Origin of the sequence: Pectobacterium sp. CFBP8739 (assembly GCF_013449375.1) — a bacterium.
Lineage (GTDB): Bacteria > Pseudomonadota > Gammaproteobacteria > Enterobacterales > Enterobacteriaceae > Pectobacterium.
In genome coordinates, this window is record NZ_JACDRR010000009.1 from 68,595 (window position 1) to 83,266 (window position 14,672).

At 52.7% G+C, this 14,672-nt stretch carries 11 protein-coding genes and 1 pseudogene; 5 read left to right on the forward strand and 7 right to left on the reverse strand.

Annotation, left to right across the window (positions count from 1 at the left end):
- Position 1 precedes the first annotated feature (1 nt).
- Positions 2 to 178: pseudogene (locus H0247_RS19820) on the forward strand (alkylhydroperoxidase); the annotation flags it as partial.
- Between the two features lie 93 nt (positions 179 to 271).
- On the opposite strand, the gene H0247_RS08200 reads toward H0247_RS19820, so the two are convergent.
- The 4 genes from H0247_RS08200 to H0247_RS08215 all read right to left on the reverse strand — a co-directional run bounded on the left by H0247_RS08200 (position 272) and on the right by H0247_RS08215 (position 4,244).
- Positions 272 to 895, reverse strand: coding sequence for a LysE family translocator (locus H0247_RS08200; RefSeq protein WP_180742158.1), 624 nt, complete (start codon positions 893 to 895; stop codon positions 272 to 274).
- A 289-nt stretch (positions 896 to 1,184) separates the two neighbouring features.
- Positions 1,185 to 2,090, reverse strand: coding sequence for a siderophore-interacting protein (locus tag H0247_RS08205; protein WP_180742111.1), 906 nt, complete (start codon positions 2,088 to 2,090; stop codon positions 1,185 to 1,187).
- A gap of 159 nt (positions 2,091 to 2,249) precedes the next feature.
- Positions 2,250 to 3,095 carry an SDR family oxidoreductase gene (locus H0247_RS08210; RefSeq protein ID WP_180742112.1) on the reverse strand — a complete coding sequence of 282 codons (846 nt, stop codon included), beginning with the start codon at positions 3,093 to 3,095 and terminating at the stop codon, positions 2,250 to 2,252.
- Positions 3,096 to 3,131: 36 nt separating this feature from the next.
- Positions 3,132 to 4,244 carry a metallophosphoesterase gene (locus tag H0247_RS08215; RefSeq protein ID WP_180742113.1) on the reverse strand — a complete coding sequence of 371 codons (1,113 nt, stop codon included), beginning with the start codon at positions 4,242 to 4,244 and terminating at the stop codon, positions 3,132 to 3,134.
- A gap of 163 nt (positions 4,245 to 4,407) precedes the next feature.
- Here H0247_RS08215 and H0247_RS08220 point away from each other — a divergent pair, with 163 nt between their 5' ends.
- Entirely contained in the window at positions 4,408 to 5,328 is a 921-nt protein-coding gene (locus H0247_RS08220; RefSeq protein WP_180742114.1) for a LysR family transcriptional regulator, read from the forward strand.
- A gap of 252 nt (positions 5,329 to 5,580) precedes the next feature.
- A complete protein-coding gene (locus H0247_RS08225) occupies positions 5,581 to 6,819 on the forward strand; it encodes an MFS transporter (RefSeq protein WP_180742115.1) in 1,239 nt (412 codons plus the stop codon).
- A 117-nt stretch (positions 6,820 to 6,936) separates the two neighbouring features.
- Here the strand turns inward: H0247_RS08225 and gorA are convergent, their stop codons facing one another.
- Both gorA and H0247_RS08235 read right to left on the reverse strand, forming a co-directional pair.
- Positions 6,937 to 8,289 carry a glutathione-disulfide reductase gene (gorA, locus tag H0247_RS08230; RefSeq protein WP_180742116.1) on the reverse strand — a complete coding sequence of 451 codons (1,353 nt, stop codon included), beginning with the start codon at positions 8,287 to 8,289 and terminating at the stop codon, positions 6,937 to 6,939.
- 128 nt (positions 8,290 to 8,417) lie between these two features.
- Positions 8,418 to 9,260 (reverse strand): 23S rRNA (adenine(2030)-N(6))-methyltransferase RlmJ, encoded by an 843-nt coding sequence (locus tag H0247_RS08235; RefSeq protein ID WP_180742117.1) that lies wholly within the window; start codon positions 9,258 to 9,260, stop codon positions 8,418 to 8,420.
- Positions 9,261 to 9,478: 218 nt separating this feature from the next.
- On the opposite strand from H0247_RS08235, the gene H0247_RS08240 reads away from it, so the two are divergent.
- Both H0247_RS08240 and H0247_RS08245 read left to right on the forward strand, forming a co-directional pair.
- Entirely contained in the window at positions 9,479 to 10,207 is a 729-nt protein-coding gene (locus H0247_RS08240) for a DUF1266 domain-containing protein (protein WP_180742118.1), read from the forward strand.
- Positions 10,207 to 12,918, forward strand: coding sequence for a molecular chaperone DnaJ (locus H0247_RS08245; RefSeq protein WP_180742119.1), 2,712 nt, complete (start codon positions 10,207 to 10,209; stop codon positions 12,916 to 12,918). Before H0247_RS08240 ends, H0247_RS08245 begins: the two co-directional genes overlap by 1 nt.
- Positions 12,919 to 12,962: 44 nt before the next feature.
- On the opposite strand, the gene H0247_RS08250 is transcribed toward H0247_RS08245, so the two are convergent.
- Positions 12,963 to 14,654: a molecular chaperone HscC gene (locus tag H0247_RS08250; protein ID WP_180742120.1), complete on the reverse strand. Its 1,692-nt coding sequence runs from the start codon at positions 14,652 to 14,654 to the stop codon at positions 12,963 to 12,965.
- Positions 14,655 to 14,672 lie beyond the last annotated feature (18 nt).

Below are 14,672 nucleotides of genomic sequence, written 5' to 3' on the forward strand. Positions count from 1 at the left end.
CGGCGGTGATTTAGGCATCGGGCAAAGTCCGCGCTGGCAGCCGATTATCGATTTCTCGGCACGCCTTTCCGCCACGCCCGCACAGGTCAACGCCAACGACCTGAAGCAGTTGCAAGAGCAAGGGTTAGATACGCTGGAGATTGTCGATGTGGTGCAGTCGGCCGCCTTCTTCTCATGAGCCAACCGACTGATGCTCACGCTGGGCGAACCGTTCTGGCCGGAGCATTAATATTCAAGCGGTCTGTTTACTAAGATAGTGAAACAGACCGCACTACCGCCGAGAAAGCGCCAGGCGCGCAGCGAAGGCCAGAAAGACAACGCCCGTCGTTCGGTCCATCCATTTCACGACCGAGCCTCGACGCAGAAAACGCGACAGCGGGCGCGTCGCAGCAATAAGCGCACATGACCACAGGGTACAGAGAAAGACATGAATAAGAACAAGCAGATAAGTCCATAGCACAACAGAATGGCCTGCGGGAATAAACTGCGGCAAGAATGAAACGTAAAACACACCAATTTTCGGATTGAGCACATTCCCCAGCATACCACGGAGAAACCAGTTTTGGTGCTTCGATGCGTCTTCCGACGCCCCCATCACCAATTCGTTCCTCGGTTTTAGAACCATTTGCAATCCCAGCCAGCAGAGATACGCCGCACCACACCATTTCAGGATGTTATAGGCCATCTCCGATGCGGCAATCAGCGTACCCAAACTAAACGCCACCATCGCCCCCCAAGTCAAGCAACCTGCTTGAACACCAAACGCGGCATGAAGGGCTTTCTTACTCCCTTCAACGGCTGCGGTGCGTAAAACTAATGCGGTATCTAGGCCCGGCGTCAGGGTCAACAGCGCCGCAGCGAATGTAAAAGCCATCAGCGATTCGGTCAGGGTCACGGTAATCATTACTCCAACAGGGAATACAAACGCCCTCTTTGGCGTTCCATGGGAACAACACAAAATTGAGAGTGATATTCAGGTGAAATCAATCTTACTGAACGACTACGGTAGCATGCGATGGAATCTTGCCATATCCAATAACGCCTTTTCAGCCATATCAAATAATGATAAATCAACAACGGCATCAGATACGGCAATCAGCGTGTAGGGAGAAGTCACGGGCATGCTGATGAGGAGATAACAGAGAAATAAGCACAGGAGGGGATTACCCTCCTGACGTTTTCTTTTAGCGATGGGACCAGTACGCCATAAAGTTGATCGTCTCTTTATCGAGGTGGCGTTCGTCGAGCAGATAACGACGCAACCGTTTGATGGCAGAAGACTCGCCTGCCGCCCAGGCGTAAAACGGACAATGCGCCGTTGCCCGCTCCCACAGTAATTCGTCTTCCGGCGTTTCCTGTGCGATTTCATCACTGTTGGTACAAGCGCTGGCGGGAAGCGTCACGTCCTGTTGCACCGCAGCCAGCAGGCGTTCACCCCATACGGCGCTACCCGTTTCCTCCCGTGGCAGCCAGTGAATCTGGGCAAACGGGAAATTGCCCGAGGTCACGCAGTCAGCCGATTTCGGCACTTCAAAAAAAGCCTGCACCGACGGCGGAGAAGGTTGACTCGCTAACTGTTCGAGAATCCCCATGGCCGCTGGCAGCGCCGTTTCATCCGCAATCAGCAGCACCTGCTCAACGCCCTCGTGTGGTGCCCACTCATAGCCGCCGCTATCGCCATCCGCTTCCGCATTGGGCGCGACAATCTGTAGCGTATCGCCCGGCTTAGCATGATTCGCCCAGCTTGAGGCCGGCCCAGTATCACCATGCAGCACAAAATCGATCGCCGCCTGCTGTGATTCACGTGAGACGGAGCGCAGCGTATAGGTACGTAAAATCGGGCGACGCTCGCGCGGTAGCGCCAGATAGTCCTGATACCAAGTATCGCTCACGGCCATCGGCGTCAGTTCCCCGCTTTCACTGGCGAACAGCAGCTTGATGCGCTGATCCGGCGCATCCCGTTTCATCTGGCGCACTTCCGACCCAGTGAACACACAGCGAACTAATGAAGGGGAGAGTAACGTCTTACTCTCTAAGCGTAAGTTGAACAACCGATAAGCTGAAGACGTTGTACGGGTAGCTAAAGACATAGTGAGAAAACCAGTATGTTTTGTAAGGGAAAAGTCATTAATCGGGATAAAACCCATTCACCGCAACTTACCATAAACAAAACACTAACGATAATCATTATCACCATTCGGATAGATGATTATTCGGCATGCTGTCGTAATGCCCCGCCAGGAGCCCAGTTAGGACGCCATCCATTCCTCAAAAGCCATTTTCCATTCTGGATGCCAACGGGATAGCGCAGGGCGATTGTTGAGAATATCCTGAGAAGCCCAGGCAATACGTTTTTTATCCATCGCCGTTGTAACTTCATTATCTGGGCAAATGATATAAAAATCCCCCTGACGAAAATGCTCGATAAAATAATCGATGACCTGATTCGCACTCCAGGCAGCAGAGGGTTGAGAGTCTGTGGTTTCATCCATGCCAGGGAAATTCATCGGCGTCCATGTATATCCCGGCACCAGCAAGTGAGCCGTCACTTTTCCACCGACATGATTACGCAGTTCATGCGCTAGTTGTTCAGTCAGGACTTTAACTCCGGCTTTAGCAACGCTGTAGGCGGCGTTACCCGGTGGGGTGGTAATACCTTCTTTTGATCCCAGGTTCACAATCGCGCTCCTTCCCTCTTGCGCCATCATGCTGGGTACGAAGAGATGCTGCATCGTGATGATAGAAAAAAGATTCGCATTGAGTTGAAGCAACCAGTCGCAAGGCTTGCCCCATGGGCTCGCCCCCTCTTTGATCGCCGCGTTATTCATCAAGAGCGCCACCTCACCGAATTGGGCAAAGGTGCGTTCCTGTAAGCGTTTTAGATCGTTTTCAACCGTAACATCACCCAGCACGCAAATAGCGTCAACGTCAGAACCAAGAGAAGTAGCCAGCGCTCTCAGCCCTTCTGCATCACGATCAAACAAGCTCAGTCGCATACCTTCAGCCGCTAAGCGGCGCGCCGCCGCTGCTCCCAAGCCTTTAGCTGCACCGGTAATCACAGCGGTACGCCCCTTTGCAATAATCGTATCGTTCATATTCATTCCTCTTTCATACAGAACAAGCCGTACTGCTTATCCTTTGTTTAAGACGATATGCGTAATCTCGGCAGGCCGGCCTAATCGAATGGGAAAACCATTCCATAAACCCGCCCCGTTACTGACGTAAAGATTCATCTCCCCCACTCGGTATAGACCAGAGATAAAACCGTTATTAGCGGGCTTGATTGCAATATCCAGCCCTCGAATCATCCCACCATGCGTATGCCCCGACAGTTGAAGACTAACGCCATGATGTGAATTAACCCGCGCATTGCCAGGCCGATGGTCAAGAAGAATAATCGTGTCACTGGGCTGAGTCCCCTCTAATGCTCGTGCGATATCCGGCCCCATTTCACCCTCTTTTATCGCGGCTTCGTCGGTCACACCCGCTAACACCAGAGACTGACCGTCTTTTTCAATACGAATATGTGTATTCAGCAAAAATGGGATGTTCAGTGACTCCCAGACACGCAACCACGACCGATAATTAAAATAGTATTCATGGTTTCCTGTAATCGCATAGACGCCATCGCGCGCGCGGAGAGCACGTAAAGGTTCCACATCGGCATAACGTTGGGAAACATGCCCATCGAACATATCCCCAGTGAGTACCATCAGGTCTGGCTGAAGTGCATTTGCCTTGTTAACAACTTGCTCAACCCACTCTCTGGGATGAAGTCGACTGGAGTGAATATCCGCGAGTTGGACGATACGAGTGCCATCAAATGCTGACGGTAAATTGGGAATAGCGATCGTTACCGTACGAACATTAGGCACTCTGATTGCCTGTATCACGCCAAAGGCCGACACACCAAGAGCCAATATCAGAAGAGGCATTACTGAGAGAAGAAAGGGGATTTGACAACGAAAAAGCAATCTGGCGAGTAATGCTGCAACATCCCGCAATAGCAAAAGGCAGGCAAAGAGCACGGCAGAAACAAATAGCCATCCTTGCGCAATCATGACAGGACGCTGCCACTCAGGAGAAAACATATTTCCGTAGACCAGACGGCTAATTAGGTGAAATTCACAAGCAAGGATAATTAAAGCAACGAAACCGATCTTGTACGCAAGAGGAAGCGTTAACCGCCGAATAAAAAAGAGTGAGACATAAAGCGCAGGTGCAAGCGTCCACAGATGAAACATACTTCTGCTCCAAAAACATAACGGTAGCCTGCATATTTTTCACTTAGTGTTAACGTCTTCAGGCTATTATTGAATAAAATTAAACTTACCATCTCATAAACCCAATAATATTTAGATTTACTTGATGCTACAGTGAATTTGCTTCAACAAATAAGGGAATGCTATGCCCGTCAGACCCACTACGCGGCTTACACGCAGCGACCTTGCCGATCTCAATGCGTTCAGAGCCGTAGAACGCGCCCGCAGCTTTACTCAAGCCGCAGTTGATTTGGGGATCACGACATCGGCACTCAGCCATTCTGTACGTAATCTGGAAACACGATTGGGTGTACGCCTACTAAATAGAACCAGTCGCACAGTTTCCCCTACTGATGCAGGAGCCGTTTTAGCCAAAAAGCTAAACATCGGTTTTGCTGAGATAAGCAGTGCGCTTGATGAAATTAACGCGCTCCGTGATCGGCCCGCTGGGCGCATTCGCCTCAACGTACTGAGTGACGGAGCAAGGCTGATTGTCGGCCCACTTCTTCCCGAATTTCTCAAGCGCTACCCAGAAGTTGAAGTGGATGTCACCGTTGACGACCGTATGGTCGACATTGTGGCAGCTGGCTTTGACGCTGGAATTCGTTATGGCGGCACAATCCCTGAAGATTTCGTTGCCATCAAATTGGGTCAGGAGCTGAAGTGGGTAGCCGTTGCCTCACCAAGCTATCTTTATCATCACCCAGAACCGATGATGCCAGAAGATCTGCTGTCACACTCGTGCATCCAAATCAGAACTGGACAGGGCGTGATTTATAAATGGGAATTTCGTAACGGAGATCGCTACCGCGAGATTGATGTCCCTGGGCAAGTCTGCGTTGGTGAAACCATTATGGGGATTGAACTGGCTCTTGCAGGCGCAGGAATAACTTATTGTCTCGAAAAACGTGTAGAAAATTATCTCCGAAGTGGCGAACTTCGCGTCGTCTTACCTGACTGGTCTCCAGTCGAGCCTGCTATGTATTTATACTACTCAGGATACCGCACCGTACCACAAGGATTACGTGAACTGATTGAAGTACTTCGGGAAGGAATGAACACGTAAAAATACCGTCAATCTGAAAATAGGCTATTTATCAGCAAGTACGTTGAGAATTATTCAATAAAACATCCAATGCCGCTAAACAATGCCACCGAATTTATCGGTTAGAGTCTCTCGGCCTTCAACTATCCCACCGCTTTACCGCCAAACTTGGCAAAGCGAAGGGGGATAGTGCCAACCAGATTCAGTTGAAAGACGATCGTTCCAGTCAGGTACCATCGCCTTTCTGCTGATTGCCAGAAATTGAGATGTTAAATGCCGAATTCAACAACCCACCCCACGCTGAATTTTAATGAACACACTGAGGGAGAGAACAAAGAGAGGATCTGTCCTCCTTACGGGCTTTTTCCTGCCATGCTTGCCCTTGGCGCTGGCGGCCTCTTTATAGGAACCGGTGAGTTTGCACCGATGAGCCTGCTTCCAGAACTGGCAGCGGGAACCGATGTATCCATCCCTGCCGCAGGTGCCTATATCAGCACTTATGCCATCGGCGTTGTCGTCGGTGCACCAGCTCTCGCGATTCTCGCCGCACGCTGGCCCCGAAAAAAACTACTGATCGCGTTATTGATCATCGCGCTATGTGGGTACGCTTTCAGCGCAATGGCGTGGGGTTATTCTTCTCTTCTTGCTGCCCGTTTTATCTCTGGTATTCCACACGGCGCCTGGTACGGCGTGGCTGCACTCGTCGCAGCCTCAATGTCGCCGCCACATAAACAAGCTCGCTATATCGGCTATGTTATGCTCGGACTGGCTGTTGCAAACGTCTTGGGTGTTCCGATTGCCACCTGGATTGGTCATGAACTTGGCTGGAGAATGTCATTCACAACGGTGGCATTAGGGATTGTCATCACCGGCCTCATGGTTGCTCTCTTTGTGCCCTTCGTCCCAGCAGATAAAGATGCCTCACCACTTAAAGAACTCAGCGCATTACGCAATCCCCAAGTGATGATGACGTTTGCTGTGGCCTCTGTCAGTTTCGCTGGCATACTTGCCGTTTATAGCTTCATCACACCAATCTTGACCGAAATAAGTGGATTCACACTCTCTGCCACTCCATGGATCCTGGCGCTTTGGGGATTCGGCATGGTGACAGGCAATATCATCGGCAGTTGGCTGGCGGATAAAGCACTCATTTCTTCACTCTATGGCATGCTGCTCTGGAATGTTGTTTTTCTTGTGTCATTCACCATATTTGCTGAATGGAAAACGGCCACGCTCACCACTTTTTTCCTACTGGGAAACGGTTGTGCGCTCGTGCCTGCGCTTCAATCCCATATGATGAATATCGCGGGTGAAGCCAGAACGCTAGCTTCATCGCTCACTCACAGCGCCTTCAATATTTCCAATGCGCTGGGCGCGGCCTTCGGCGCAATGGCAGTCGCCGCGAGTGGTTCATGGTTATCAGCGGGCTGGGTCGGGGGACTTTTCTCTTTGTTAGCCCTGATTCTCATGTATTTCTCGCTTCGCTTTGCTGGCAAGAATGATTCTGACTAAACCGGTAAGTACGGTTAAAAATGGAAAGTGTCGCTTTCAAACAAAAAGGCCAGGGCATTATTGTCCTGGCCTTTATCGTTGAATCAACAAGCTATAGATCGCACCGCTTTTAGACCATCACCGCATCGTAACAAACTCTTCCGACGCCGTCGGGTGGATGGCGACGGTGTTGTCGAAGTCTTTCTTGGTCGCGCCCATTTTGACGGCGACCGCGAAGCCTTGCAGCATTTCGTCCATACCAAAACCGATGCCGTGGATGCCGACGATTTTTTCCTCTTTACCCACACAAACCAGCTTCATGCGGCACGGCTGGCGGTGCTGGGTGACGGCGGTGTACATCGCGGTGAAGGCAGATTTATAGACTTTCACCTGATCGTCGCCGTACTGCTCACGCGCCTGCGGCTCGGTCAACCCGACCGTGCCAATCGGTGGGTGGCTGAAGACAACGGTCGGGATATTGCTGTAATCCAGATGCTCGTCCGGCTTGTTATTAAACAGACGTTCGGACAAACGACGCCCTGCGGCGACAGCAACCGGCGTTAGCTCAACCGCTCCAGTGTTATCACCTACGGCATAAATGCCAGGAATGTTGGTGTTCTGGAATTTATCGACGTTGATATAGCCTTTGTCGTTCAGTTCCACGCCCGTGACGCTCAGGTTCAGGTTATCCGTCGCGGGTTCACGACCAATCGCCCAAATCAGGCAGTCGACGGTGTGTGACTGACCGTTTTCCAGCTCCAGCGTCAGGCTGCCATCAGCATTCTTCACAATCGCTTTCGGGATCGATTCGGTATGCAGCGTCGGCCCTTCGGTGTTCATCACTTCCACCAGCGTATCGACAATCAGCGGATCAAAGCTGCGCAACGGTGCGTGTTTACGCACAAACAGGTGGGTTTCAGAGCCCAGCCCGTTCAGTACCCCAGCAATCTCCACCGCGATATAGCCTGCACCAACAATCGCAGTACGCTTCGGCAGCGCATCCAGCTCAAAGAAGCCGTCGGAATCGATACCGTACTCCGCACCGGGAATAGCAGGGTGAACCGGACGACCGCCCGTCGCGATCAGGATATGGTCAGCCGTAATTTTTTCGCCATTCACTTCCACCGTGTGCGCATCGACAAAGCGGGCAAAACCGTGGATGACATCGACCTTATTCTTACCCAGTACGTTGTCGTAGGACTGGTGGATGCGATCGATGTAGGCGCTACGGTTCTTAACCAGCGTGCCCCAGTTAAACTGGTTTACCGTGGTATCGAATCCGTAATCCGGCCCGTACTGATGGATCGCTTCGGCAATCTGCGCCGCATGCCACATCACTTTCTTCGGCACGCAGCCGACGTTGACGCAGGTGCCGCCCAGATATTTTGCTTCGATCAACGCACATTTTTGTCCATACATCGCCGCGCGGTTGATAGACGCGATACCGCCGCTGCCGCCGCCAATAGCAAGGTAGTCATAGTGTTTGGTCATCAGTGTATCCATGCTTAAGTGAATAAAATTTGCCTAGAGTGTAACGCCAGAGCCATACGCCGAATAAAGGTTATGCCTATGGTTGCGATAGGAAAAATCGACCGCATCGCTCACCGCAACCGCGCGCATTACTCCGGTACGATTTGCTCCACCAGCGTATGGCCGGTGCCTTCCGGTACCAGCACGCTATGCAGCCACGGCAGCACGCTCTTCATCTGCGCTGCCAGCTTCCACGGCGGGTTGATCACAATCATGCCAGACGCCGTCATGCCGTAGCGATCGCTGTCCGGCAGCACCGCCAGCTCAATTTGCAGAATGTTGCGAATGCCGGTGGCTTCCAGCTCTTTCAGCATGCGCTTGATGTGCTGGCGCAGCACCACTGGATACCACAGCGCAAACACGCCGGTGGCAAAACGTTTATGCCCTTCCTGAATGCCTTTCACCACCGCCTGATAGTCCGTTTTCAACTCATACGGTGGGTCGATCAGCATGAAACCGCGGCGGGAAAGCGGCGGCAACTGGGATTTCAACTGCTGGTAGCCATCATCACGCAGCACTTTGGCGCGCGAATCTTTCTGAAATTCATTACGCAGCAATGGGAAATCGCTAGGGTGCAGTTCGGTCAGATGAAGTTTGTCCTGCTCACGCAGCAGCTGACGCGCAATCAGCGGGGAACCGGGGTAATAGCGCAACTGGCCGTTATGGTTATAGGTGCGCACCGCCTGCATGTAAGGTTCGAGTTCAGCCGGAATGTCGTCACGCTGCCAGATTTTCGCGATGCCATCCAGATACTCCCCCGTGCGCTCGGCATGTTCGCCGCTGAGCTGATAGCGGCCGGCACCCGCATGGGTATCCAGATACAGGAAAGGTTTCTCTTTCTCTTTCAGGGCGGTGATGATCAGGCTCTGAACAGTGTGTTTCAGCACGTCGGCGTGATTGCCGGCATGGAAACTGTGACGGTAACTTAGCATGCTTGCTTTCCGGTGAAGTTTTCATAAATAACGTCGATTAGCTGACAGTATAACCGCCTGCGGCGGAAAATATCCCACCAAACGCTTCTCCCTGCGAACCGCCCCGCAAGCCCGCCATTTTTATCGTATTAAATCAGTGAATTGTGAAACATGGCCGTTTTTCATTCGATTGAAAGCTACCGATATTCAGAGACATAAAGTACGATCGCAGGCTAACCATGATGGAATTGGACGTTATTCTGATGGAACCTGAATATCAGCGCTGGCTGATGGCGCTTTCCGCCCCAATGGTCGCACTCAATATCCACTGCGATGCTCGCTTCTACGAGCCGACCTTTTATGAACCGGGTGATACGTTTGACCTGAAAGACAGCTGGGGCATTACGTCACGCCAAGAGTTGATCTCCACAATTAACGATATGACAGACGGCGGCCACGCCGAACGCCTGGCGTATTATTATCACCTTTGGCACCACCTGACGGTATCTGAATGGCAGCAGTATTGTGTCAATCAACCGGAAGAGGCACAGGGCGCGCTCACGCTGGTGTCTGAAACAGCGGCACTATGCGGTGAAGGTGGAACCCGCGCGTGGGATCTGGGACGTATGAGTTTCCTGAGCCGCATCGGCGTACTCCACGGCTGGCTAAGCGAAAAAGAGAGTTTGTGGATTCACACCCGATTGGCCGATAGAGCGCGTTACTATTATCGCAGTTGGGAGAACTATTACGCCGCGTTCTTAATCGGCCGCACTTACTGGCTTTCCTCGGATGAGGAAGACCCAGAATGCCAGCGCTACATTTTTAGTAACTGTAGCCAAATTCCTAGCTACATTAACCAAATCGGCACGCTCTACACCCACCCGGACTGCCCGATTCATGACCTCGACTGGGATGTTGATCCGATAGAAATGGATAAGCCCGAGTCCTTACCAGAAGCGGAAATATAATGGACACACAATGCTGGCAGCGACTAGGCATTGAGCCGACTCAGGATCTGGATGTTATCCGTCGGGCTTATCGTCAGAAAGTACCGCAGTTTCACCCAGAAACCGACCCCGAGGGCTTTAAACAGCTGCGCGACGCGTACGATACCGCCTGTAAGTTGGCGAAAAACCCCATGCCGTCGGGTGATGAAGAACAAACCACCGCAGAAGCGCATGACGCGTCCCCGACAACCGAGCACGCCGATCCCGAAGCAGAAGCGCTGGTTAACGCGTTTGAGCAGTTATTGAACAACCCAGCCGAACGTTTCGTTCCGCTGTACTGGGAACGTTATATTCAGCTCCTGAACCAACACGCTTTCGATGTGATCGATCGCATTCGCTGGCCGCTGCTCCAGCGCCTGATGCGCGAATCTTGCATCGCCATCCGCTGTGTTCGCACGCTGGCCGAACGTCTGCGCTGGCAGCAGCGACAGGGTGAACTGTCCGGCGATGGGGTGGAAGATGTCCGCCACTTCCTCGACTCACTCGACTATGAGGATCTGTTCGATTTCTCCCTGCTCTCACACCTGAACCTGCCCGCGCAGTTGGAAACTATCTTCTATTTCCAGCAGGCCAACGGCATGTACTGGAATCGACCCGCATTTATGTTGGCCACGCTGCTGCGCACCCCGACCGCAATTTATTGGCCCGACAGCCCGGCGCTGATGCAAAAGCTCGTGCGCTGGCACAGCCACGCCGGTGTACCCAACGCCATCCTGCGCGATTACTGCCTGCAACACTTGGATGCGACCCCGAACGACGCGGAATGGCTCGAACTCAGCGCCAGTCTCTGCTCGCTTACCGGAGAAAACGAGCAGGCCTTTACGCTGTGGCTGACGCTTTATCAGCAAACCCGCCATGCACAGGCGGAACAATGGTTGATTAACTGGTGCAAACAGCATCAGCCGGATGCGCTTCCCTTACTGATCCAGTCTTTCAACACTACGCCGGCGCCAGATTTAACGGGATTAGCGCTGGACGATCCGCGTCAGCGTTTCTTCATTTCGCAGCACAACACCCAGATGCTGATACGCTGGGGAGAGGCGCTGAAACTGCCGCTGTCGCCGATGGCGGAGAGCTATGCCCGCTGGAAGCTAGGCAAGCAGGGGCTGCGGGATATCTACCGACACCTGCTGCTGCACTGCGGGGAGGCAATTCAGGATCGTCTTTATTGGCACGCCAGCATGTTAACCGTGGGTAATGAGCGCCTGTTGCAGGACATTCTGGCACAGCCATTGCCCGATGAACCGCTGTATGCGCTGATCTTACAAGGATTGCAGTTTCAGGCGGCACAGCGTTTATCCTGGCTGGACACCTCCGGCGCGATTCACGCCTTTACGGAATGGCTGTATTCGCCGTCAGAAGAGGCATTGCCCAGCGTGTTCACTAACCAGAAATCCTCCGCCTGGCTGCAAGCGCAAACCTGGCTGCGGCAATGGCGTCCGCTATCGCTGAATCAGTTGAACAAACTGTATAACAGCGGCATACATACGGAAGAAATCGACCCGATCAACGATTGTCTGGTCGAGCTATCCGCACGTTACCAGTGCGATGTGTCTCTGGTTCCGCAAGAGGCGGAGACGCCGCAGGATCTCAGCGCCAGAGACGAGCTGAGACAGGCGATACTGATCGCATTAATGATGACCGATCCAACCTCTTGTCTGGGTTTGCCGCGTCAGTCAGTGCTGCCTGAACTGGCCTTAACCCACCCTGCACATTCACTTTCTCGGCTCTTCCGCAAGGCGGAATGTCGCAATGGCGATGCAGTGACACCCTTTAAAAGACAGCTCGTTCTCACCGACCCACTGCACTATCACTGCTGGATGAATTTCCCCGTTTCTGTCGAGGAGTATCTCAGCAACGGCGAGATTTACAGCGAGTCTGCGGCGAGCCATTTTTATCTTACCGATGAACATTGGCAGGCAGCGCTGGCGAAATCGCCCATCATCTACCAGATCTTTTTCCACGCTTTTTATGCCCTTGAGGGAGAAGAAGGGCAGGCCGAGCAACACCTTGAACGATTGGCCGCGATGCCCGTAGAACTGGAGCAAGAAGAGGCGATCCGCACTGCCTTTACCGAAGGGTCGGATGAGCTGGAGAAACAGCTAAAACAGCTCTCCGACGACAAACGGGTCACGCTCATCGGCAAGCTGATTCAGAACTGTGCACAGAATGACACTTTCCTGTTTGATAACAGCGATCAGGCTTTTTTAGTCGAGCATGTGTCCTACCCACACGAAGACATCACGCTGAGGTTGGTGTCGAAAGTGCTGCTGCAATGTGCCGATCGGCGCGAACGCCTGTTCAAAGCATCATCGGCTAAAAAGAGCTACTGGTGGCAATTCTGGCGTACGAAGGCGCGCATTGGTCGCTTCGGCTTCCTGATGCAAGGTGGAGTGGGAAGTTACTTACTGTATCGCGCGAGTCATAGGGTAGACCTACCCCCTTATATTGACGGGCTACTGATAGTGCTGACCGTACTTAACCTACTTATTGCCACACGCCGACGTTATAACGATCTCGGTGTCAGCGCACCATGGGGAATGAGTTTTATCAGTGTTCTGATACCAATCGGTATGTTAATCCCCTTACTTGCACCGGGCATTAACCGCTGGAACCAATTCGGGCCGCCGCCGGCTGGCAAGAAAACCGAAACGGACACCACGCCTAGCTGACGGCAGTGAATCGGGCGGCGTAGCAATTATACGCCGCCTAAACGTCAACGAGAGACCTCATCCAGATACTGCTCAATACGCTGCCGCGTTTCGTCAATGGCGGGGGCATATTGCTCCGCCAGCGCCTGTTCGAAATCGCGTAGCCAGAAGCCGATCTGCTCCCGCTCTTCCAGACGCGTCTGCGCCCAAGCTTTTTCCAGCCGAGCCAGCAGATTACGGTTCACCAGATTATCTCTGGGGTGAATCTTCAGCGCTTGCAGTTTCTGATGACTTTTCTGCTGCTGCTCGGCACTCAACCCCGTCGGACTACGATCGATCACTTTCGTAAAATTATCGCCGCTGTCCGGCAAGTTAATATCCACTTCCAGTAGCCCATTGATGTCATAGCTGAAACGCACCTCAACAGATTGCTTATACGATTTCGCTTTTATCGGCATAGTGAATTCATCGATAAACACGTTGTTATCGACATAAGGGCTTTCCCCCTGATAAATCGCGATGCAGATGTTGTCCTGTCCGGCAGAGCCCGTGGAAAACGTCTCTACCCGCGAGGTCGGCACCACCGTGTTGCGCTCCAGTATCGGGGAAAACAGGCCATTTTGCTTATCGTTGGCGGTCTTAATCCCGAGGGTGTACGGGCAAACATCCGTCAGGATCACTTCGTCAATATCCTGCTCGCGTAGCCGACAGGCGGCCTGCACCGCCGCGCCTTTGGCGACAACGGTATCTGCGTCCAGATGCTGATAGGGCAATTTGCCAAAGAGTCTGACCACCAGCTTCTGGATAATCGACATCTTCGATGCGCCGCCGACCAGTACCACATGGTCTAACTGCTCAGGCTTCAAGCGAGCATCGTGCAGCGCCTGCTCTATCGGCGCACGAATGCGGTTCATCAGCGGCAGCCAGGCTGCTTCGATTTCCTCATCATCCAGCACAATGCGCCAGTCTTCCTCGCGCCAGTGCCACACGAGTTCATTTGACGGGGAAGGAAAACCGGGCTGACATTTCAGCGTTTCGGCATGGCTGTAAAGACGCGCCAGATCCGTCGCAGGAATCGCCGACTCCTCAAGTTTCCACGCTTTCAGGCAGCTTTTCACCATCGCCTGCGTGAAATCTTCTCCCCCCAGATAGTTGTCACCCGCCGAGCTGTGTACCTCGATCAGCGGAAACGCATATTCCAACACACTGACATCAAAGGTGCCGCCGCCCAGGTCGAAAACCAGCGTACGCCCCAGTTCCTGCGTGTGTAAGCCGTAAGCCATAGAGGCAGCGGTAGGTTCATTGATTAAGCGAACGGCATTGAGATCCGCCAGTTCCGCCGCAAAACGCGTCTGCTTGCGCTGTTCATCGCTGAAATAGGCGGGTACAGAGATCACCACATCCTTGATCGGGTGCCCGAGATAACTTTCCGCATCAGCTTTGAGTGATTTCAACACCATCGCGGACAGTTCAGCAGGAGAGAACGTTTTGTCCCCCAGTCTGAAGGTTTTCTTGCTTCCCATGTAGCGCTTAAAGAGCGACGCCGACACCTGCGGATGCGTCGTTAAACGGGAAATCGCGGGTTTGCCCACCAAAATACTGCCGTCGTCATCAATGCTGACGGCCGAGGGAGTAAAGCTGTCATTCAACGCATTCGGTATCAGGCGTGCCTCGCCATTTTGCCAAACGCTAATCAGGCTGTTTGTCGTGCCCAGATCGATACCAATTGCCGGAGAAGCGTCTTGCGGGTGCATCATGCTGTTATTCCTTGTTAA